The sequence below is a fragment of the Telluria sp. ZB4P36 genome, assembly GCF_059685865.1.
The window spans coordinates 1-20,716 of record NZ_JCASIE010000004.1 but is presented as its reverse complement, the minus strand read 5'-3'; the positions used below and the strand labels follow the sequence as shown (position 1 = coordinate 20,716).

21 protein-coding genes and 2 tRNA genes are annotated in these 20,716 nt (G+C 66.4%); 11 read left to right on the top strand and 12 right to left on the bottom strand.

Annotated features, from left to right (window positions below; translation table 11 throughout):
- Window positions 1–20: 20 nt before the first annotated feature.
- Window positions 21–668: a TetR/AcrR family transcriptional regulator gene (locus tag AC56LK_RS07695; protein ID WP_497183971.1), complete on the bottom strand. Its 648-nt coding sequence runs from the start codon at window positions 666–668 to the stop codon at window positions 21–23.
- Window positions 669–764: 96 nt separating this feature from the next.
- On the opposite strand from AC56LK_RS07695, the gene AC56LK_RS07690 reads away from it, so the two are divergent.
- The 6 genes from AC56LK_RS07690 to AC56LK_RS07665 all read left to right on the top strand — a co-directional run bounded on the left by AC56LK_RS07690 (window position 765) and on the right by AC56LK_RS07665 (window position 6,146).
- Window positions 765–1,946, top strand: coding sequence for a lipid-transfer protein (locus AC56LK_RS07690; RefSeq protein ID WP_497183970.1), 1,182 nt, complete (start codon window positions 765–767; stop codon window positions 1,944–1,946).
- An 11-nt stretch (window positions 1,947–1,957) separates the two neighbouring features.
- The gene (locus tag AC56LK_RS07685; RefSeq protein WP_497183969.1) at window positions 1,958–3,100 is read left to right on the top strand and encodes an acyl-CoA dehydrogenase family protein; all 1,143 of its coding nucleotides are present in this window, start codon (window positions 1,958–1,960) and stop codon (window positions 3,098–3,100) included.
- A gap of 16 nt (window positions 3,101–3,116) precedes the next feature.
- Window positions 3,117–4,268 (top strand): CaiB/BaiF CoA transferase family protein, encoded by a 1,152-nt coding sequence (locus AC56LK_RS07680; RefSeq protein WP_497183968.1) that lies wholly within the window; start codon window positions 3,117–3,119, stop codon window positions 4,266–4,268.
- A 38-nt stretch (window positions 4,269–4,306) separates the two neighbouring features.
- Window positions 4,307–5,575 (top strand): DUF445 domain-containing protein, encoded by a 1,269-nt coding sequence (locus AC56LK_RS07675; protein ID WP_497183967.1) that lies wholly within the window; start codon window positions 4,307–4,309, stop codon window positions 5,573–5,575.
- A 30-nt stretch (window positions 5,576–5,605) separates the two neighbouring features.
- A complete protein-coding gene (locus AC56LK_RS07670; protein ID WP_497183966.1) occupies window positions 5,606–5,920 on the top strand; it encodes a putative signal transducing protein in 315 nt (104 codons plus the stop codon).
- 67 nt (window positions 5,921–5,987) lie between these two features.
- The gene (locus AC56LK_RS07665) at window positions 5,988–6,146 is read left to right on the top strand and encodes a hypothetical protein (protein ID WP_177207840.1); all 159 of its coding nucleotides are present in this window, start codon (window positions 5,988–5,990) and stop codon (window positions 6,144–6,146) included.
- 57 nt (window positions 6,147–6,203) lie between these two features.
- Here the strand turns inward: AC56LK_RS07665 and AC56LK_RS07660 are convergent.
- From AC56LK_RS07660 to AC56LK_RS07640, 5 genes are all read right to left on the bottom strand, one after another.
- Window positions 6,204–6,280, bottom strand: a tRNA-Met gene (locus tag AC56LK_RS07660).
- A 59-nt stretch (window positions 6,281–6,339) separates the two neighbouring features.
- A tRNA-Met gene (locus AC56LK_RS07655) sits at window positions 6,340–6,416 on the bottom strand.
- 82 nt (window positions 6,417–6,498) lie between these two features.
- Window positions 6,499–7,431 carry a tRNA (adenosine(37)-N6)-dimethylallyltransferase MiaA gene (gene miaA, locus AC56LK_RS07650; protein WP_497183965.1) on the bottom strand — a complete coding sequence of 311 codons (933 nt, stop codon included), beginning with the start codon at window positions 7,429–7,431 and terminating at the stop codon, window positions 6,499–6,501.
- Window positions 7,432–7,454: 23 nt separating this feature from the next.
- Window positions 7,455–9,359 carry a DNA mismatch repair endonuclease MutL gene (mutL, locus tag AC56LK_RS07645; RefSeq protein WP_497183964.1) on the bottom strand — a complete coding sequence of 635 codons (1,905 nt, stop codon included), beginning with the start codon at window positions 9,357–9,359 and terminating at the stop codon, window positions 7,455–7,457.
- 7 nt (window positions 9,360–9,366) lie between these two features.
- Window positions 9,367–10,092 (bottom strand): peptidylprolyl isomerase, encoded by a 726-nt coding sequence (locus tag AC56LK_RS07640; RefSeq protein WP_497184271.1) that lies wholly within the window; start codon window positions 10,090–10,092, stop codon window positions 9,367–9,369.
- Between AC56LK_RS07640 and AC56LK_RS07635 the strand changes: the two genes are divergently transcribed.
- The 3 genes from AC56LK_RS07635 to AC56LK_RS07625 all read left to right on the top strand — a co-directional run bounded on the left by AC56LK_RS07635 (window position 9,988) and on the right by AC56LK_RS07625 (window position 12,248).
- On the top strand, window positions 9,988–10,278 hold the full coding sequence (locus AC56LK_RS07635) for a hypothetical protein (protein ID WP_497184270.1): 291 nt from the start codon (window positions 9,988–9,990) through the stop codon (window positions 10,276–10,278). The two genes, AC56LK_RS07640 and AC56LK_RS07635, sit on opposite strands and share 105 nt — an antisense overlap.
- 123 nt (window positions 10,279–10,401) lie before the next feature.
- Complete coding sequence (locus AC56LK_RS07630; protein ID WP_497183963.1) at window positions 10,402–11,046, top strand: VTT domain-containing protein; 645 nt, start codon at window positions 10,402–10,404, stop codon at window positions 11,044–11,046.
- A 122-nt stretch (window positions 11,047–11,168) separates the two neighbouring features.
- Window positions 11,169–12,248 (top strand): carbonic anhydrase, encoded by a 1,080-nt coding sequence (locus AC56LK_RS07625; protein WP_497183962.1) that lies wholly within the window; start codon window positions 11,169–11,171, stop codon window positions 12,246–12,248.
- 31 nt (window positions 12,249–12,279) lie between these two features.
- On the opposite strand, the gene AC56LK_RS07620 is transcribed toward AC56LK_RS07625, so the two are convergent.
- From AC56LK_RS07620 to tsaE, 3 genes are read right to left on the bottom strand one after another with little or no spacing between them, the layout of a single operon-like run.
- Window positions 12,280–13,074, bottom strand: a complete 795-nt coding sequence (locus tag AC56LK_RS07620; protein WP_497183961.1) for a D-hexose-6-phosphate mutarotase — start codon at window positions 13,072–13,074, stop codon at window positions 12,280–12,282.
- Window positions 13,075–13,076: 2 nt separating this feature from the next.
- Window positions 13,077–14,492 carry an N-acetylmuramoyl-L-alanine amidase gene (locus tag AC56LK_RS07615; RefSeq protein ID WP_497183960.1) on the bottom strand — a complete coding sequence of 472 codons (1,416 nt, stop codon included), beginning with the start codon at window positions 14,490–14,492 and terminating at the stop codon, window positions 13,077–13,079.
- The gene (gene tsaE, locus AC56LK_RS07610; protein ID WP_497184269.1) at window positions 14,456–14,941 is read right to left on the bottom strand and encodes a tRNA (adenosine(37)-N6)-threonylcarbamoyltransferase complex ATPase subunit type 1 TsaE; all 486 of its coding nucleotides are present in this window, start codon (window positions 14,939–14,941) and stop codon (window positions 14,456–14,458) included. Before tsaE ends, AC56LK_RS07615 begins: the two co-directional genes overlap by 37 nt.
- Before the next feature lie 51 nt (window positions 14,942–14,992).
- On the opposite strand from tsaE, the gene queG reads away from it, so the two are divergent.
- The gene (queG, locus tag AC56LK_RS07605; RefSeq protein WP_497183959.1) at window positions 14,993–16,108 is read left to right on the top strand and encodes a tRNA epoxyqueuosine(34) reductase QueG; all 1,116 of its coding nucleotides are present in this window, start codon (window positions 14,993–14,995) and stop codon (window positions 16,106–16,108) included.
- Here queG and AC56LK_RS07600 read toward each other — a convergent pair.
- From AC56LK_RS07600 to AC56LK_RS07590, 3 genes are all read right to left on the bottom strand, one after another.
- Window positions 16,079–16,405, bottom strand: coding sequence for a DUF3052 family protein (locus tag AC56LK_RS07600; RefSeq protein WP_497183958.1), 327 nt, complete (start codon window positions 16,403–16,405; stop codon window positions 16,079–16,081). The two genes, queG and AC56LK_RS07600, sit on opposite strands and share 30 nt — an antisense overlap.
- A gap of 173 nt (window positions 16,406–16,578) precedes the next feature.
- Entirely contained in the window at window positions 16,579–17,169 is a 591-nt protein-coding gene (locus tag AC56LK_RS07595; RefSeq protein WP_497183957.1) for a response regulator transcription factor, read from the bottom strand.
- Between the two features lie 41 nt (window positions 17,170–17,210).
- The gene (locus tag AC56LK_RS07590; protein ID WP_497183956.1) at window positions 17,211–19,214 is read right to left on the bottom strand and encodes a two-component system sensor histidine kinase NtrB; all 2,004 of its coding nucleotides are present in this window, start codon (window positions 19,212–19,214) and stop codon (window positions 17,211–17,213) included.
- Between the two features lie 59 nt (window positions 19,215–19,273).
- Here AC56LK_RS07590 and AC56LK_RS07585 point away from each other — a divergent pair, with 59 nt between their 5' ends.
- Entirely contained in the window at window positions 19,274–20,275 is a 1,002-nt protein-coding gene (locus AC56LK_RS07585) for a TRAP transporter substrate-binding protein (protein WP_497183955.1), read from the top strand.
- Window positions 20,276–20,716 lie beyond the last annotated feature (441 nt).

Here is a 20,716-nt window from a genome sequence, read left to right as displayed (position 1 = left end):
TCGCGCAAATTACGTGATATTCACAGCACGGTTGCGAGCGATAGAATGACCTTGTGCAGCGAGGCGCGCATGGTCTCGTATTGCTCCGGACGCGCATGGCGGTCCAGGCGGAACAGCATCAGGCCCTGGATCTGGGCCACGATCAGGACCGCCCGCTCCATGCACAATTCGTCGCCGATGGCCGGATTCAGGCCATGGATCAGGCCATACACGGCCTTGCGCTCGCGCCCCATCATCCTGCCCATCAGGCTGGAGGCGAAGGGGTGGCGCGAGGCCAGCGCCCAGATCTCGAAGAAGATCGCATGCATGACCGGATCCGTGATCTCGTCGAGGAACATGTCGACCGTGGTCAGGAAGCGTTCCACCTGCGGCCGTCCGGCCATTACCACCGCGATCCGGTCCATCTTGGCCTGGAACTCGTCCATCGTCGTGAGCAGCAGGGCTTCGAGCAGCTGCTCCTTGCTGCTGTAGTAGTGCTGCAGGTTCGACAGGCTCATTCCCGCCTCGACCGCCACGCGCCGCATCGACAGCCCGGCATAGCCATCGGAGACCAGCAGGCGGCGCGCGACCAGCAGGATCTCGACTGCGCGCCCGAAGCCTTTTTCGGTGGTCGTCGAGGCCTTGTTGCGCAGGGCATTGTCGATGGAGCTGTCGGAAATGAGGGCCATTGCACGATTATCGCAGAGGCATACATTAAATAGTACGACTGACCTATAATCGATTAATAGTAGGTCGTGCGACCTAATCAAGAATCGGGAGACGGAATGAGGAAGGTATATGTCAGCGGCGTCGGGATGATTCCCTTCGCCAAGCCGGGCGCGAGCAGCCCGTATCACGAGATGGGCGCGCAGGCGGCCCGCGCCGCCTTGGAAGATGCCGGTGTGGTCTACGACCTGGTCGAGCAGGCCTATGCGGGCTACGTCTACGGCGACTCGACCAGCGGCCAGAAGGCCTTGTATGCGGTGGGCATGAGCGGCATCCCGATCGTCAACGTCAACAACAACTGCTCGACCGGCTCGACCGCGCTGTTCCTGGGCCGCCAGGCGATCGCCAGCGGCGCCGCCGAATGCGTGCTGGTGCTCGGCTTCGAGCAGATGAGCCCCGGCGCGCTCGGCTCGGTCTTCACCGACCGCCCGACCCCCTTCGACGCCTTCGACGCGGTGACCGACCGCCTGGTCGGCAAGCCCGAGATCCCCTTGGCGCTGCGCTACTTCGGCGGCGCCGGCCTGGCCCACATGGACAAGTACGGCACGCCAATGGAGGCCTTTGCCCGCATCCGCGCCAAGGCCAGCCGCCATGCTGCGAACAATCCGCTGGCGCTGTTCCGCAAGGAAGTCACGGTGCAGGACGTGCTCGATGCGCCCGCAATCTGGCCCGGCGTGATGACGCGCCTGATGGCCTGCCCGCCGACCTGCGGCGCGGCCGCGGCCCTGCTGGTGTCGGGCGAATTCGCGCTGCGCCACGGCTTGCGCCACGACGTCCACATCGCCGCCCAGGCCATGACCACCGACCGCCCCGCCACCTTCGAGTCCGGCGACATGATGCGCCTGGTCGGCTATGACATGAGCCGGGCCGCCGCCCAGCAAGTTTACGAGCAGTCCGGCCTCGGTCCGCAAGACCTCGACGTGGTCGAGCTGCACGACTGCTTCGCGCACAACGAGCTGATCACCTATGAAGCCCTGGGCCTGTGCCCGGAGGGCGGCGCCGACAAGTTCATCCGCGATGGCGACAACACCTATGGCGGCATGGTGGTCACCAATCCGTCCGGCGGCCTGCTCTCGAAAGGCCATCCGCTCGGCGCCACCGGCCTGGCCCAGTGCTACGAGCTGACCCACCAGCTGCGCGGCAGCGCGGAGGCGCGCCAGGTCGAGGGCGCGCGCGTGGCGCTGCAGCACAACCTGGGCCTGGGCGGCGCCTGCGTCGTCACCATGTACCGCAACGGCTGAAGGGGAAGCGCATGGATATGACGTCTCCCTGGATGAACGATGAACTGGCGGCCTTCCGCGACGCCGTGCGCCGCTTCGTGGCCGGCGAGATCACCCCGCACCAGGACACCTGGCGCAAGCAGCAGCACGTCGACCGCGCACTGTGGCGCAAGGCCGGCGAGATGGGCCTGCTGCTGGCCGACATCCCCGACGAATACGGCGGCGCCGGCGGCAGCTTCGCCCACATGGCGGTGGTGTTCGAAGAGCTCTCGTACGGTGGCGACACGTCCTTCGGCATCCACGTCCACGCCATCGTCGCGCACTACCTGCTGAACCAGGGCACCGAGGAGCAGAAGCGCAAGTACCTGCCCCTGCTGGCCAGCGGCGAGATGATCGCGGCCATCGCCATGAGCGAGCCGGGCGCAGGTTCCGACCTGAAGGGCATCCGCACCATGGCGGTGCGCGGTCCCGACGGCTACCGTGTGAGCGGATCCAAGACCTTCATCTCGAACGGCTACATGGCCGACCTGGTCCTGGTGGTGGCCAAGACCGACCCGGCCGCGGGCGCCAGGGGCGTGTCGCTGCTGCTGCTGGAAACCAGGGACAACCCCGGCTTTCGCGTCGGCCGCATCCTCGAGAAGGTCGGCCAGAAGGGCCAGGACACCTGCGAGCTGTTCTTCGACGAGGCCCACGTCCCGCTCGCGAACGTGCTGGGCGGCGAGGAGGGCAGGGGCTTCGCCCAGCTGATGACCGAGCTGCCCTACGAGCGCACCATCCTCGGCGTATGCGGCGTGGCCGCCATCGAGCGCGCCCTGCAGCTCACCGTCGAGCATACGCGCGAGCGCAAGGCCTTCGGCCAGGCGCTGATCGAGATGCAGAACACCCGCTTCGTGCTGGCCGAGATCAAGACCGAGGCCACGGTCGCGCGCATCTTCATCGACCGCTGTATCGAAGACATGCTGGCCGGGCGCATGGACACCGTGCGCGCCTCGATGGCGAAGTACTGGATCTCCGACCTGCAATGCAAGGTGGTGGACCAGTGCGTGCAGCTGTTCGGCGGCTACGGCTACATGCTGGAGTACCCGATCGCCCAGATGTACGTGGACGCCCGCGTGCAGCGCATCTACGGCGGCGCCAACGAGATCATGAAAGAGATCATTGCGCGTTCGCTCTGAGGAGGAGGATTCGACCATGGCAGGACCGTTGGCAGGGGTGCGGGTCATCGAGATGGTGGGCATCGGCCCTTGCCCCTTCGCCGCGATGATGCTCGCGGATATGGGGGCGGAGGTGATCCGCATCGACCGCAAGGCCAGGACGGGGGAGGACAATCCCTATCCCATGCTCGGCACCCGCCACGACGTCATGGCGCGCGGGCGCCGCTCGCTGGCGCTCGACCTCAAGAAGGCGGCCGGACGCAGCACCATGCTGCGGCTGCTGGAAAGCGCCGACGTCCTGCTCGAAGGTTTCCGCCCAGGCGTGATGGAGCGCCTCGGGCTGGGACCGGAGGCCTGCCTGGAACGCAATCCGAAACTGGTGTACGGGCGCGTCACCGGCTGGGGCCAGAACGGCCCGCTGGCGCAGGCGGCCGGCCACGACATCAACTACGTGGCCCTGTCGGGCATGCTGTACTCGACGGGACGCGCCGACAGCCCGCCGCCGCCGCCCCTGAACCTGGTGGGCGACTTCGGCGGCGGCGGCATGATGCTGGCCTTCGGCGTCGTCTGCGCGGTGCTGGAGGCGCGCAAGTCGGGCCAGGGCCAGGTGGTCGATGCGGCCATGACCGACGGCGCCGCCCTGCTGGGCGCCATGATGTACGGCCTGCGCGGCTTCGGCGCCTGGAGCGGCCAGCGCGAAGGCAACCTGCTGGACGGCGGCGCGCCTTTCTACGACACCTATGCCTGCAGCGACGGCAAGTTCATTTCGGTCGGCGCCATCGAGCCGCAGTTCTTCGCCACCCTGCTGACCCTGACCGGCCAGAACGATCCGATATTCACCAAACGCTGGAACAAGACGCACTGGCCCGAGTTGAAGGAGCGCTTCGCGGCGCTGTTCGCCACCAAAACCCGCGACGAATGGTGCCGCCTGCTCGAAGGCAGCGACGTGTGCTTCGCACCCGTGCTCGACCTGGAAGAAGCGCCGCGCCACCCGCACAATGCGGCGCGCCAGACCTTCGTCGAGATCGACGGCGTCACCCAGCCGGCGCCGGCGCCGCGTTTCAGCCGCAGCGCGCCGCCGACACCGGGCCCGACCAGCAGTCCCGGCGCGGACAGCGACGCCATCCTGGCCGACTGGGGCTTCACGCGGCAGTCAATCGAAACGCTGAAGGCGGGCGAAGTCATATAGCATGGCGCCGTAGCTCTTCAGGGGAGGAGGCCCGGCGCATGACCAAGGAAGCCGAACTGCGGCAATCGAAAATGCTCGCGCTCGCGTTTTTCGCGGGCGCGGCCTGCTTGTTCGTGCTGACCCTGTTCCTGCCGCAGAACTGGTGGACCGGCCTGCTGCGCGCCTTCTCCGAAGCGGCGATGGTGGGCGCGCTGGCCGACTGGTTTGCGGTGGTGGCCCTGTTCAAGCGCGTGCCGATTCCCATCGTTTCGCGCCATACGGAGATCATCCCGAAGAACAAGGAACGCATCGCCGACAACCTGGCGCTGTTCGTGCACGAGAAGTTCCTCGACACCGACTCGATCATCCGCCTGATCCAGCGCCACGACCCGGTGCAGAAGGTGGCCGACTGGCTGGTCAAGCCGGCCAACACCGAACTGCTGGGCCAGCACCTGGTGAGGGTCGGCGCCTGGATGCTCGACTTCATCGAGGACGCGGCGGTGCAGGGCTTCATCCGGCGCGCCGTGCACGCGATGGTCAACAGCGTCGACCTGTCGAAGTCGGCCGGCACCATCCTCGAGAGCCTGACCCGCGACGGGCGCCACCAGGAACTGCTCAACGAGGGCGTCACCCAGCTGGCGCGGCTGCTCGACAATGCCGACACCCAGGCCACGATCTCGCAGGGCATCGTCGACTGGCTCAAGGAGGACTACGCCTTCATCGAAAGCATGCTGCCGTCCGAGCTCATCGGGCGCAAGGGCGCCGGCCTGGCGGTGCGCCTGGCCTCGGGCATCCTGAACAAGGTGGCGGCCGACCCGCGCCACCCGCTGCGCCAGCGCTTCGACAGCTTCACCCTGGAGTTCATCGAGCGCCTGAAGGCGGATCCGTCGTTGACCGAGAAGGCCGAGGAGATCAAGGCCTACCTGCTGGGTGACGAAACGCTCAACGGCTACCTGGCGACCCTGTGGGCCGAGCTGAAGGGCTGGCTCAAGAACGACCTGCACAGCGAGGACTCGAGCCTGCGGCGCCGGCTGGTGGCAACCGGCGCCTGGGTCGGCAAGGTGCTGGCCGAAGACCCGCAGCTGCGCGCGTCGCTGGGCGAGAACCTGGAATCGGCCGTGCGCGGCGTCGCGCCCGAGTTCGCATCTTTCCTCAGCCGGCACATCGCCGATACGGTGAAGCAGTGGGACGACCGCGAAATGTCGGAACAGATCGAACTCAACATCGGCAAGGACCTCCAGTACATCCGCATCAACGGCACCATCGTGGGCGGGCTGATCGGTGTCACGCTCTACCTGCTGTCGCAGGTGCCGGCATTGTTGCAGTAAGCGTAAGATAGCCTCATCAAGGGAGGGCACATGGAGCAACTCGCACTGAATGCGTGGCTGGCCGCGAATCCGGACGTCGTGCAGATACCGGGGCGCGACCTGTTCGTCATCGCCAAGTACCTGGTCCCGATGGAAGCGACCCTGGCCCAGGGCTGCCTGGTCGCGGCGGGCATCCCGGCCGTGCTGGCGGATGCCCACCTGATGCAGACCGACCTGCTGCTGGCGCCGGCGCTGGGCGGGGTGCGCATCCTGGTGCCCTCCGAATACCTGCAGCAGGCCGGCGCGGTCCTGGCGGGCCTGGCGCGCGGCGACTATGCGCTGGACGCGTCGTTTACGGATGAGTAGATCGCGTTCTTGCGTGAGGTAGCGAACTTATCACGTGGACCATCCCACCATTGAGCGGAGAACCATCATGCCTCAAGGTGATAAATCGTCCTACACGGACAAGCAGAAACGCCAGGCCAAGCACATCGAGCAAGGCTATGAGAAGAAGGGGGTGTCGAAGGATGAAGCGAAGCGGCGCGCCTGGGCCACCGAGAACAAGATCTCGGGTGGCGGCAAGAAGCACTGATTCCAGGTCTGGAAAGTAAAACGGCCCGGTTCGCGAGAACCGGGCCGTTTTCTTGTCTGGTGGTGATAGGTGGACTTGAACCACCGACCCCAGCATTATGAGTGCTGTGCTCTAACCAACTGAGCTATATCACCAAAAGGGGTAAAACAAAATGGCCTGACTGCGAGAGCCAGGCCATCCGTATGGAATTCTGTGGTGGTGATAGGTGGACTTGAACCACCGACCCCAGCATTATGAGTGCTGTGCTCTAACCAACTGAGCTATATCACCGCAACGGCAGGCATTATCGGGGGCGCCGCGCCACCTGTCAAGGCCGGCCGACCTTCCGTGGCGCAAAAATCTCGCGCCAATGTCATTTTTCCAACTGAGCCAGGCGCTCCATCAGCTCGCCCGTCGGGTCCGTACCGAGGCAGTCTATCACGATCCGCTCCGGCATCGCGCGCAGCCAGGTGATCTGGCGCTTGGCCAGCTGGCGGGTGGCGATGATGCCCAGTTCGCGCAGCTCGGCGCGGTCGATCTTGCCGTCCAGGTAGTCCCAGGTCTGGCGGTAGCCGACGCAGCGTATCGAGGGCAGCGACGGCGACAAATCGCCCCGTGCGCGCAGGCGCGCCACTTCCGCCACCAGCCCCTCGTCGTCGCGCTCGCCCAGCATCTGGTCGAAGCGCAGCGCGATCCGTTTGTGCAGGACCGCGCGGTCGGACGGTTCCAGCGCAAATGAAATCAACTCGAAGGGCAGCTCGGGCTTCTCGCGCAATCCCAGCAGCTCGGACATCGGCTTGCCGGTCAGGGCGATGATCTCGAGCGCGCGGTTGATGCGCTGCGCGTCATTGGGTTTCAGGCGCTCGGCCGTGACCGGGTCGAGCGTGCGCAGCCTGGCGTGCATGGCGGGCCAGCCGATCTGCGCCGCCTCTGCTTCGATGCTTGCCCGCAGCGCCTGATCGGCGGTCGGCAGGTCGTCCAGGCTGTCGGTCAGCCCCTTGAAGTACATCATGGTGCCGCCCACCAGTAGCGGCAGCGCGCCGCGGGCGCTGATCTCGCCCACCAGGCGGATCGCATCTTCGCGGAACTGCATCACCGAATAGGCCTCGAGCGGGTCGATGATGTCGATCAGGTGGTGCGGCACGCTGGCCAGTTCTTCCGCGCTCGGCTTGGCGGTGCCGATGTCCATGCCGCGGTAGACCAGGGCTGAATCGACCGAGATGATTTCGACCGGGCGCGTCCTGGCGATCGCCAGCGCGGCCGCGGTCTTGCCCGAGGCGGTCGGGCCCATGATGGCCACGGCCATCGGTTTCTTGCGATCCGCCGCCATCACTGACCGCGCAGGAAAAGCTTGTCGAGCGCGGCGATCTCGAGCTGGACCCAGGTCGGGCGGCCGTGGTTGCACTGGTCGGAGCGTTCGGTGATCTCCATCTGGCGCAGCAGCGCATTCATCTCCTGGATCGAGAGGATGCGGTTGGCGCGCACCGCCGTGTGGCAGGCGAGGGTGCCGAGCAGCTCGTTGCGGCGTTCGATCAGCACGCGCGAGCCGCCGAATTCGCGCACGTCGCGCAGCACGTCGCGCGCCAGGGTTTGCGCATCGGCGTTCTTCAGCAGGGTCGGCACGGTGCGCACCGCCAGTGTGGTCGGCGACAGCGCGGCGATGTCGAAGCCGAGCGTCTTCAGGGTCTCGCCGTGGTCCTGGGCGGTCGCCACCTCGATCGCGTCGGCGTAGAAAGTCACCGGGATCAGGAGCTGCTGCACCTGCAGTTCCTCGCCCTCGGCGCGGGCGTCGAGCGCGTTCTTGATCTGCTCGTAGAGGATGCGCTCGTGGGCCGCGTGCATGTCGACCAGCACCAGGCCCTTGGTGTTCTGGGCCAGGATGTAGATGCCGTGCAGCTGGGCCAGCGCGAAGCCGAGCGGGAAATCCTCGTTCGACAGCGGGCGTTCGGAGGCGGACAGCGGCACACCCATGGGCGCCGCCGTCTTCGCCGGCTCGTTCGATGCGAACAGCGCGCCGTAGGCCGCGGTGCTCTGGGCCACGCCGCCGGTGGAAGGCTGGGGCCGCGCATCGTCCCAGCGGCTGCCCGGCGCGAAGGGCGAAGGCGAGAAGCTCGGCGCCAGCTGCGCACCGAAGGACGTCTGCTCGTGCGGGCGCTGCGCCCACACCGGCGTGCCGCTCGGTTTTACCTCGGCGGCCGAGATCGGCGCCGGCGCGCTGCCGTACGCGGTGGCCGAGGTCTGGGCCAGCGTGCGCTGCACCGCATGGAACACGAACTGGTGCACCGCGCGGCTGTCGCGGAAGCGCACTTCGATCTTGGACGGGTGGACGTTGACGTCGACCAGGGCCGGATCGAGGTCGAGCGACAGCACGTAGCAGGGGAAACGGTCGCCGTGCAGCACGTCCTGGTAGGCTGCGCGCACCGCGTGCACCAGCAGTTTGTCGCGCACGAAGCGCCCGTTCACGTAGAAGAACTGGCCGTCGGCGCGCGCCTTGGAGGCGGTCGGCAGGCCGACGTAGCCGTGCAGGCGCAGCGGACCGGCGGCTTCGTCGAGCGCCAGGCGGGCGTCGGCGAAGTCGTTGCCGAGGATCTGGGCGCTGCGCTTGGCCGCCTCGCTCACGTTCCAGTGGTCGATGGTGCGGCCGTTGTGCGTCAGGCTGAACGAGACATCCGGGCGCGCCAGCGCGATGCGCCGCACGACTTCGGCGCAGTGGCCGTACTCGGTTTGTTCCGACTTCAGGAACTTGCGTCGCGCCGGGGTGTTGAAATACAGGTCCTGCACGTCGATGGTGGTGCCGAAAGCGCCGGAGGAGGGCGCCACCGTGCCTTCGTGCGAGCCGACGATCTCGAAGGCGTGGGCCGCGCCCGGCGTACGCGACGTGATGCGCACCGCGGCCACCGAGGCGATCGAGGCCAGCGCCTCGCCGCGGAAGCCCAGGGTGCCGACGTGTTCCAGGTCATGCAGCGAGGCGATCTTGGAGGTGGCGTGGCGGGCCAGCGCCAGCGGCAGCTGCTCGGGCTCGATGCCGCGGCCGTTGTCGGTGATGGCGATGCGCTTGACGCCGCCTTCTTCGAGGCGCACGGTGATCTGGGTGGCGCCGGCATCGAGGGCGTTCTCGAGCAGCTCCTTGACCACCGCGGACGGCCGCTCGACGACCTCGCCTGCGGCGATTTGCGAGATGAGCTGATCGGGAAGCTGCTGGATCGGGCGGTGGGTGGGGGCGGGCGCGTTCATTCTCCGATTATATCTTCTGCTCGCGCACCGGGATCGTGGCGTTGCACAGGTCGACCTTGCCGACCGCGAACTTGGCCCAGGGGCCGCCGCGCGTGCGCTGGGCCTCGACCACCGCCTGGTAGGTGGCGCTGTCGGTGCGCATCACTTCGAACTTGCTGCGCTCGGCTTCCGGCACGTCGGCCGCCATGCGCACCAGCTTGAGCGGCATGCGCTGTTCCGGCTTCTCGTAGAAACCGGCGGCAGCGGTGCCGCGCGGCTGCACCGACAGCAGCGGCATGCCCTGCACGACGCGGCCCACCACGGTGATGTTGCGGTCGAGGTGGCGCGGGGAGTGGCCGGTGACCACGTACAGCTGCGAACCGTTGCCGCTGTCGGCCCCGGTATCGCGCGCCACGCCCACCATCGCGGGGCAGTGGACCAGCCAGGTCTGGCCGCTGGCCGGGTCGCGCGCGGCCGGGAAACCGCCCACGTGGCCGACCTGGGGCGCGTAGACGTCGCCATCCTTCAGGCGGGTGAAGCCGCCGGCCGACTTGATCGGTGCGGTGAACTCGGCCTTGATGGTCTTGGCGGCCTTGAAGGGCTTCGGGTTTTCCTCGTCCGGGTCGCCCCACTGCACCACGAAGCCGTCCTGCGAGCGGATGATGAACAGGTCGTCGAAATACTTCTCGCGCACCAGGGCGCGGATGTTGGCGGCCGTGTTCGGGGCAAATGCGGGCGCCAGCTCGATGATCACACGGCCGGTCGGCAGGTCCATGTACAGGGTGTTGGCGGGATCGAGCGGGCGCCAGTCGGCCGGTTTGGAGGCCTTGAGCACGTCGGCCACCGAGGGTTTCGGCGGCAGTTCCTTGTCTTGTTTGGCAGGCGCGGCAAATGCGGCGGCGCCCGAAAGCAGCGCCAATGCGGCAATGGCCCGTCGTGAAACGGTGAACGAAGCGGTCATGCGGTCTCCAGGGATGTGATTATCCAGCCGATTGTGCGGCAATGTGGTCGGAAGGTAAAGGCCGCCCAGGTGGTATGATGCGCGGCTACCTTTAGGAAGATTATGGATCTGATGCAGTTATTCGACATGCTCCTGCACGTCGATAAAACGCTGGGTACCCTCCTGGCCCAGTACGGAACCTATGTATATATCGTGCTGTTCGCGATCGTGTTTTGCGAGACCGGACTGGTGCTGTTCTTCTTCCTTCCCGGCGACACCCTGCTGTTCATCGCGGGCGCCTTCTGCGCCACCGGCCAGATGAATTTCCCGCTCCTAACGGCGCTCCTGATCACGGCGGCGGTCACGGGCAATACCGTGAACTACTATGTCGGGCGGGCCATCGGCCACCGGGTGTTTACGCATAACTACCGCTGGATCAACAAGGGCGCGCTGCAGCGTACCCATGATTTCTTCGAGAAGCACGGCGGCAAGACCATCATCGTTGCGCGCTTCGTGCCGGTGGTGCGCAGCTTCGCGCCCCTGGTCGCCGGGGTGTCCGAGATGACGCTGGCGCGCTTCCAGATGTTCAACGTGACCGGCGCGGTGCTGTGGGTGGCCAGCCTCGTCACCGCCGGCTACCTGTTCGGCAATGTCCCCGTGGTCAAGGAGCACCTGACCGAGATCGTGCTGGTCGGTATTTCGGCGGCGATGGTGCCGCTGGCGATCGCCGCCCTGGTCAAATTCGGCCGCAACATGCTCAGCCGTTAAGCAGCCTCCCCTTGCCATCCTGGCAGCGCCCCGATTTTTTCGGGGCGTTCTTGTTCCAGCGCACTCAAGTTTCACCCGCTTATTGCCGATAAGCATGAGGACAGACCACTCTCTGGATTCTCATGCGCCACCTCATCGCCCTGTTAGCTTGCAGCCTTGTCATGGCTTCCGCAAGCGCGAGCGACCCCGCTCCGAAGCCGTCCGCCGACAAGGCCGACGGCAAGACGGCCAACGTCAAAGCCATCCTCGAAGGCAAACCGAGCGTCGGCTCGGTCAAGCCGGACATCAAGGCCCTGGCCGCTGCCGCGGACGCGCGCACGGCTGCCTCGGCGCCTGCCCGCCCCGCAGCCGCGGACGAAGAACAGTCCGAAGTCGACCTCTCAGCCCGTATTGCCGAACGCCTGGCCCAGCTGCGCGAGCAGCAGGCCACGCGCGCCGCTGCCGCCGCCAGGGCGAAGAAGGCGCTCGAGGCGAAGCGCCGCAAGGAAGCCGAGGCCGCGATCGCCGCCGCCAACAAGCCGAAGAACGGCACCCATTGGTCGTATGAGGGCGAGTACGGCCCGGCCAACTGGTCGAACATCAATGCGAGCTGGGCCAAGTGCAATACCGGCAAGCGCCAGTCGCCGATCGACCTGCGCGACGGCATCAAGGTCGACCTCGAACAGATCGCCTTCGACTACCGTCCCAGCTCGTTCAGCGAGATCGACAATGGCCACACCATCCAGGTGACTGTCGGCGGCGGCAACTTCCTCACGGTCGGCAACACGGCCTACGAGCTGCAGCAGTTCCACTTCCACCGCCCGTCGGAAGAGCGTATCAACGGCAGGGGCACCGAGATGGTGATCCACATGGTGCACCGCAGCTTCGAAGGCAGGCTGCTGGTGCTGGCCGTGCTGCTCGAGCGCGGCCAGGCCAACCCGATGATCCAGACCGTGTGGAACAACCTGCCGCTGGAAAAGCAGCAGAGCGTGTCGCCATCCATCCTGCTCGACCCGAGCGAGGCGCTGCCGGAGAAGCGTGACTACTTCACCTACATGGGTTCGCTGACCGAGCCGCCCTGCACCGAGGACGTGCTGTGGATCGTCATGAAGCAGACCATGCAGGCTTCGCCGGCGCAGATGGCGCTGTTCTCGCGGCTGTATCCGCTGAATGCGCGGCCGGTGCAGCAGAATAACGGCAGGATGATCAAGGAATCGAACTGAAAGAAAGCCCCGCAGTGCGGGGCTTTCCGTTTCAACTGATGCGGTAGTGTCCGGTCCAGGACTCGCCGGCTTCCAGGGTGTGCGGCTCCAGCAGCGCCGGCTCGATGCACACGAAGCGCTTGTACTCGTCCCGCGCCATGTCCGCCAGCCCCGCCGCATCGACCGCGCCCGGATTCCACACCACCGCATCCGTGAAGCCGTTCTGCTCCAGCAGCAGCGTGCCCTCGCTCGTCGCCAGCTGGGCGCGTCCGGTCACGTGCGGGTACACCTCGTCCAGCTTGTCGAGGATCGAGATCTCGTCCGACGAGATGCCCTCGATGCGCACTTCGCACACGTCCGGCACCAGGTGGTAGGTATGCAGCGCCGCCGAGAAGGCGAAGGGCGCGGCGCCGATGTTGCGTACGGTGAGTACCATGCGCAGTTCGTTGGCGCGTACCGCCACGCGCAGCGACAGGGCGAAGCTGTGCGGCCAGGCGTCGGCCACGCTGTTGCTCAGGTCGCCCGCGGCCAGGTCGAAGCAGGCCCAGGCCGCGCCGTCCTCCACGCCGCTGTCTTCCAGGCGCCAGGTGCTCACGCGCGCGAAGCCGTGGCGCATGCCGTTGCCGCGTTCCGCGAACTGGGGGAAGATCACCGGCACGCCGCCGCGGATCGCCTTGCTGCCGTCGAGGACCGATTTTTCGCTCAGGAACATGCGTTCCCTGCCGTCCGCGCCCTTCCACGAGACCAGGTGGGCGCCGTACAGGGTAATGGTGGCTTCGGCGCCGTCCGGCGCTTGAATCCGGATTGCGGGCAGTTGCCCGGCATTGGTATGGATCGCTAGGGTCATGATCAGGTCTGGCGGCTCTTGGCCATCGGCGGGTTGTCGGCGAAGTAGCGCTTGATGCCCTTGGTGATGGCGTCGGCCAGCTGGTTCTGGTAGCCGTCGTCGCGCAACCGGGCTTCTTCGTCGGGGTTCGAGATGAATGCAGTTTCCACCAGAATCGAGGGGATGTCAGGCGCCTTCAGCACGGCGAAGCCGGCCTGCTCGACCGAGGCCTTGTGCAGGCGGTTGATGCCCCCGATTTCGGTCAGCACGGCCTTGCCGAGCTTGAGGCTGTCGTTGATCTGGGCCGTGGTCGACAGGTCGAACAGCACGCTCGCGATCTGCTTGTCCTGCACCGCGAAATTGGCGCCGCCGACCAGGTCGGCCTTGTTCTGGTCGTTCGCCAGCCAGCGCGCCGCGCTCGAGCTGGCGCCTTTTTCGGACAGCACGAACACCGACGAGCCGCGCGCGGTCGGCGAGATCCAGGCGTCCGCGTGGATCGACACGAACAGGTCGGCCTGCACCTTGCGCGCCTTCTGCACGCGCTGGCCGAGCGGGACGAAATAGTCGCCGTCGCGGGTCAGCATGACGCGGGTGTTGGGCAGCCCTTCCAGCTTGGCCTTGAGGCGCTTGGCCACGGCCAGCACGATGTCCTTCTCGCGGCTGCCGTTGGCGCCGATCGCGCCGGGGTCTTCGCCGCCGTGGCCCGGGTCGAGCGCGATCGTCACCATGCGCACCACCTTCTGCGGCGGCGCCTTGGCGATGCTCGTCGACGGCGTCGGCTGCACCGCCTGCGGCGGCGGGGTGCCGTTCAGCGCCGACATCTCGGCTTCGAGCTTGGCGATCGCATCGGGCGCGGCTTCGGTCTGGGCCGGCGGCGGCGCCGGCAGCGGCGAGGCCGGGTTGGCGCTGTCCGCGGCCGCCGAGGGGGCGGTGGTCCACTCGCCCTTGTCGATCAGCGCGGCGATCGGGTCCACCGGCTTGTTCGGGTAGAGGTCGAAGATCAGGCGGTGCTGGTAGCCGGCCACCGGCTCCAGCGTGAACACTTGCGGCTTGATCTCTTCCTTCAGGTCGAACACCAGGCGCACCACGTTCGGGCGGTTCTGGCCGACCCGCACCTGCTTGATGTAGGGGTCGTTCGGCTCGATCTTGGCGACCAGGCTCTTCAGGGTCGCGCTCAGGCCCAGTCCGTCGATGTCGACGACCAGCCGCGGCGGGTCGGGCACGAGGAAGTGCGAGGTCTTGAGTTCGCTGTCGTTTTCCAGCGTCACGCGGGTGTAGTCGGGCGCGGGCCAGACACGGACGGCCAGGATCTGCGCGGCACTGGCGGGCAGCGGGGCGATCACGGACAGCAGCAGCGTGCCGCCGGCCTTGAGCAGGGTACGGCGGCGCGGGGCGTCAGGGGTCAAGAGGGCGGGGCGTAGGCGAGATGGTCGAGGCATAGCAGGCCTAAAGGAGACAACGCCTGCAATTCTACCTCACGCCCGAGTCGGCTGACGTTGAGCAACACACGGACGTCGGGTGCCGGCAACACCGGCTCGCCCTTTTCGGGCCATTCGACGATGCAGATGTTCCGGCCGTCGAAGTCCTCGCGGAAGCCCGCGTCGAGGAATTCCTCGGGGCTGGACATCCGGTACAGGTCGTAATGGATGATGTTGACGGCCTGGCCATCCAGCTCGACCCGGTAGGGCTCGGACAGCGTGTACGTCGGGCTCTTGACCGTGCCCTTGTGCCCGGCCGCCTGGATGAGGGCACGCGTGAGCGCCGTCTTGCCGGCGCCGAGGTCGCCGTGCAGGTAGATCACCAGTCCGGGCTGGACGGCCCTGGCCAGCGCCTGGCCCAATGCGGCGGTGGCGGATTCGTCGGGCAAATAGGCTTTGAAGGACTGCATCGAATAAAATACCGGGTTGATTAGCGCACCGCGCCCTTGTTCCATCCTGCCATGTTGCCATCCCCACCCGACCTGTACGAGCTCGCCCGCACCATTAAGACCTGGGGCGCGGAACTCGGTTTCGCCGACGTGCGCATCGCGGACGTCGACCTGGCGCATGCGGAAGCGGGCTTGCAGGCCTGGCTGGAGGCCGGCTGCCATGGCGAGATGGATTATATGGCAAGCCATGGCATGAAGCGTGCGCGCCCTAGCGAACTGGTGCCGGGCACGGTGCGCGCCATCGTCGCGCGCATGGACTACCTGCCGATGTCGCGCGGCGACAACTGGCGCGCCGAAGAGCATGCACGCCAGCTCGAGCCCGGCGCCGCCGTGGTCTCGGTGTATGCGCGCGGCCGCGACTACCACAAGGTACTGCGCAACCGTCTGCAGGCCCTGGCCGAGAAGCTCAAGGCGGCCGTCGGTGAGCTGGGTTACCGGGTCTTCACCGACTCGGCGCCGCTGATGGAGCTGCCGCTGGCCGAAAAGGCCGGCCTGGGCTGGCGCGGCAAGCACACGCTGCTGCTGTCGCGCGCGGCCGGCTCGACCTTCTTCATCGGCGAAATCCTGGTCGACCTGCCGCTCCCGGTCGACCCGCCCACCGGCGCCCATTGCGGAGGCTGCCAGGCCTGCATCGAGGTCTGCCCGACCCAGGCCATCCTCGGTCCGGGACGCCTGGACGCGCGGCGCTGCATTTCCTACCTGACCATCGAGCTGAAGGGCAGCATTCCGGAAGAACTGCGCCCGCTGATCGGCAACCGCATCTACGGCTGCGACGATTGCCAGCTGGCCTGCCCGTGGAACAAGTTCGCGCAGCGCGCGGCGCTGCCCGACTTCGATGAACGCAATAGCCTCGGCAATTCCGGCATGGTCGAACTGTTCGGGTGGGAAGAAGAGGAGTTCAATCGCCGGATGGAAGGCAGCCCGATCCGGCGTATCGGCCACGAGCGCTGGCTGCGCAACCTGGCGGTGGGACTGGGGAATGCGGCCGGCGACATGAAGGGTGATGCGGCGATCGTGGTTGCCTTGCAGGCGCGTGCCGCCCATCCTTCAAGCCTGGTGCGCGAGCATGTGGCCTGGGCGCTGGCCCAGCATGGCGTGCTATTCGATGCGCTTCAGGCGCAGGCCTGACCAGTCGCCGTCGATCGAGATCATCGCCACCGCGGTGATGCCGTTTTCCTTGGCATAGGCATTGATCGAATCGCGGTTGATGTCGGTGGCCTTCGATGCGGTCTGCTTGAGGTAGGCGATCCACAGCGAGCCTTTTTCACCCAGCTTTTCCTTGGCCACGGGCAGGTATTGCTCGAGCTCCTTGCGGTTGAGGGCGAACGTCAGGATCACGTCGAAGGGGCCGTCGCCTTCCTTGACGATGTCGGCGGGCATCTGCGCCGCGACGCCGGGGTTGGCCTGCCCATTAAGGATCAGCATCGATTTCGCCGTCCTCAGGAACATCTTGTCAGCAACTGTTTTTTCGCTCATGAGAATTCCTAAATGCAATAGCTCCGCAACGCGGGCTGCCGCCTCGCGTTCCGATTCATTTTACAAGGCTTCCTCCAAACCGCAGGGACGCTTGCCGCGTGCAAAGAAAGCGAATAAGCGGTTTATTTGAGCAGGCCAGCCAGTTCCACGGCCGTCTTGACCTGCATCTTGTCGAAGATATGTGCACGGTGCACCTCGACCGTCCGCATGCTGATGCCGAGCTTGTCGGCCACGACCTTGTTCATCATGCCGGCCAGGATCAGGTCCAGCACTTCGCGTTCGCGCGCCGACAGGGTCGCCAGGCGCGCCTGCACCACGGCGGCATCAAGCGCCTTGCGCGACGCCGCCAGCGCTTCCTCGACCCGGTCCATCAGCACGTTGTCGTTGAAGGGCTTCTCGAAGAAGTCGAAGGCGCCGCGCTTGAGCGAATCGACCGCCATCGGCACGTCGCCGTGGCCGGTCAGGAAGATCACGGGCAGGCGCGCGCTCAGGCCGTTCTTGACCAGCTGGTCGAACACCGCGATGCCGTTCATGCCGGGCATGCGCACGTCCAGCAGCACGCAGTCGCCATCGGTGCCGGTCGCACCGGGGAGCTTGACCGCGTCGAGGAATTCCTCGCCGCTCGCATAGCCGCGCGCTTGCAGGCCGCGCGATTGCGCCAGCCAGGCGAGGGCGTCGCGAATGACGTCTTCATCGTCGACGATGTGCAGCATAGGGTGGTCTCCGGTCGTGCGTGTTGTTATCTAGACGGATTTTAGCCCAGCGCCCCGCTCGCCGCTTGGGCCGGCAGCGAGAAGCTGAAGATGGTGCCCCCGTCCGGGTTCGGCGCATGGCTCAGCGTCCCGCCGTGGAACTCGATCGCGGTGCGGCAGATCGACAGGCCCATGCCCATGCCTTCCGCCTTGGTCGAGAAGAAGGGCGAGAACAGTCCGGCGGCCACTTCCGCCGGGATGCCGTGGCCGCGGTCGATCACCGATACCGACACCATGCCGGCGTCAAGCGTGGCGGCGATGCGCAGCACGCGCTGTTCCAGCGGGGTATCGACCATGGCTTCGATCGCGTTGCGGGTGAGGTTGAGCAGCACCTGTTCCAGCATCACGCGGTCGGCCAGTACCGGGGGCAGCCGCGGCGGCAGCTCGACGCGCAGGGTCGCCGCGGCCTGGCGCGCCTGCAGTTCGACCAGCGCACGCACGCCCTCGACCACGCTGTGGATCGTGACCGGCTCGCGGCGCGGCTCGCGCTTCTTCACGAACTCGTGCACGCTGCGGATGATCTGGCCGGCCCGCTGGGCCTGCTGGCGCGCCTGTTCCAGTGCATGCCTGAGCATGCCTGAGTTGACGGCCTCGCCCGACTTCCCGGTGCGCTCCAGCACGTTCAGCGCGCCGGCGGTATAGCTGGAGATCGCCGCCAGCGGCTGGTTCAGCTCGTGCGCCAGCATCGAGGACATCTCGCCCATGGTCGCCAGGCGCGCGCTGGTTTCCAGCTTTTCCTGCTGCTGGCGGTTGAGTTCCTCCGCGCGCTTGCGGTCGGTGATGTCCTGGACCGAACTCATCCATCCGGTCTGGCGGCCGTCGGCATCCACCAGCGGCGCCTCGTACACCAGCACCGGCACGCGCACGCCGTCGGGGCGCTGGAACACGGTCTCGAACTGCGGCGTGATGTTCCCCGACAGGACGCCGGCGAAGCGCTCTTCGTACTCGGCCATGACTTCCGGCGCCCAGTAGGGCATCGGCGGCTTCTTGCCGACCAGTTCTTCCGGCCCCAAGCCGACGATTTCGCAGAAGGCGCGGTTGACATAGGTGACGCGGCCCTCGAGGTCGCGCGCGCGCAGGCCGGTGATCAGGGAGTTCTCCATCGCGGTGCGGAAGGCCATCTGCTGGCGCAGCGCCCGTTCGGCCGCCAGGGTGCGCGAGATGTGGCGCCACAGCGAACCCAGGCTCAGCACCAGGCCGAGGGCCAGCACGATGACCGAGCCCACCAGCAAGTTCGGCAGCAGCTGGGGCGCACGCTTGACGCTGTCGGTGGACAGCACCACCAGCGCACCCGGCAGGTCGAGTTCGCGCCGGTGCGTGTAGACGCCGCGTCCCGGGCCGCCGGCCGCGCGCCGCGCCACGGCACGATCGTCGCGGTCGAGCAGGGTGAGGGCATTGTCCTGGGCGAACCACCAGGGCACGGTCTCGTCGAGCAGTACCTGCAGGCTGTAGGTGGCGACCAGGCTGCCGGCGGGTTTGCCGCCCGCATATAAAGGCAGGTAGTAGTCGAGCAGGCCGGGCGAGGCCTTGGTCGCGCCGTAGGCTTCGCTGTAGCGGCCGCGCCTGGTGGCGCCGGCCACCTCGGATGCCAGCCGGGTGGGAGCGGGCAGGACGGCCGGCACGTCGAGGCCGTGGCTGGCAAGGATGCCGCCGTCCGGGCCGTACCAGACGATGCGCACCAGCTCGTGGCCGTTGTTGAACATCTGCTTGAAGCGCGCCTGCAGGGCTTGTGGGGAGGGCGGACGCGCCACCAGGTCGGCACCCAGCCCGGCCAGCGCCTCTTCGCTGCGCGCCAGTTCGAAACGCAGGGTCTGCTCGACCCAGAGCGTATCGGCGATCAGCTGTTCCTGGCGTTCGGTGGCTTCCATCTGGCGCGCCTGCCATGGCAGCCAGATCAGCACTGCCAGGAACAGCAGCACCAGCAGCACCGGCACCAGCCAGCGCCAGGAGCGCGCGCGCTCGTTGGCGCTGGATGGCGCCGGCTGCTGGGCGAACGGAAATTTCATCAAGACTCCGTAATTCGTTACACTGTGCGGCTATTGTGGAATATTCTCGTCGTTACAGGATGAACCGAACCGCCTTCCCGATCCGAGCCCTGGCCGCCGTACTGCTTGCCTGCGCAGGCAGCGCCGCGTGGGCGCAGGCGCCGATCGTCATCAAGTTCAGCCACGTAGTCGCGCCGGATACCCCGAAGGGGCGTGCCGCCGAACGCTTCAAGGCCCTGGCCGAGCAGATGACCGGCGGCCGGGTGAAGGTGCAAGTCTACCCGAACAGCCAGCTCTACAAGGACCGCGAGGAACTCGAAGCCCTGCAGCTGGGCGCGGTGCAGATGCTGGCGCCCTCGCTGGCCAAGTTCTCGCCGCTGGGCGTGAAGGAATTCGAGGCCTTCGACCTGCCGTATATCTTCCCGTCCAAGCAGGCGCTGTACGCGGTGACCGAGGGCCGCATCGGCCGCGGCCTGCTGCGCAAGCTCGAATCGAAGGGCATCACCGGCCTGGCCTACTGGGACAACGGCTTCAAGGTGATGTCGGCCAACAAGCCGCTGTTGAAACCCGCCGATTTCCGCGGCCTGCGCATGCGCATCCAGGCCTCGAAAGTGCTGGACGTCCAGATGCGCACGCTCGGCGCCCAGCCGGTGGCGCTGGCCTTCTCGGAAACCACGCCGGCGCTGCGCGACGGCGTGGTGGAAGGCACTGAAAACACACCCTCGAACATGTTTACGCAGCGCATGCACGAGTCGCAGAAGCACCTGACGGTGTCGAACCACGGCTACCTGGGCTATGCCGTCATCGTCAACAAGAAGTTCTGGGACGGCCTGCCGGGCGCCATCCGCAAACAGCTGGAACGGGCCATGCTCGACGCCACCGCCTATGAGAAGACCATTGCCCAGCGCACCAATGACGCGGCGCTGGAATCGATCCGGCAGGCCGGCACCACCACCATCCATACGCTCAGCCCGCAGCAGCAAACCGAATGGCGGCGCGCCATGCAGCCGGTATATGCACAGATGGAAGATCGCATCGGCAAAGACGTGGTGCAGGCGATCCGCCGCGAAGTAGCGCGCTGAGAACCATTCATAGGGCCGCATGACACCGGCATGACAGGCGCGCGAACGGTCATGCGTTTTCTTCATAACTAAAATAATTTTTGTAATGTGGTCAAAAAGATACGCTTGCGTAGAAAACCTTGCGTTATGATGGGGCCTTCTCGCACTCACATGGTGCGTACGCGAACAGAACACACACGGTTTTGGGGAGCATAGATAAAAATCACGGTAATCCATACCGGAGACACATTGAGGAGACACACGTTTTACAGAAGCCGTTAGCACAGCTAAACGGCCGGAAACGTGACCCGAAATTGGAGCGCACCCGAGGGTGCGCTTTTTTTTGGTTCTTCGCGGGAAATGGGGGAAGACGGGATTGACGAACTGAGCGGGAGGTGGTGGCGGAGGTTTGATGTTGGTAGATTGATAGTCGCCAAACAAATCAGTCTGTCAAACCACCGC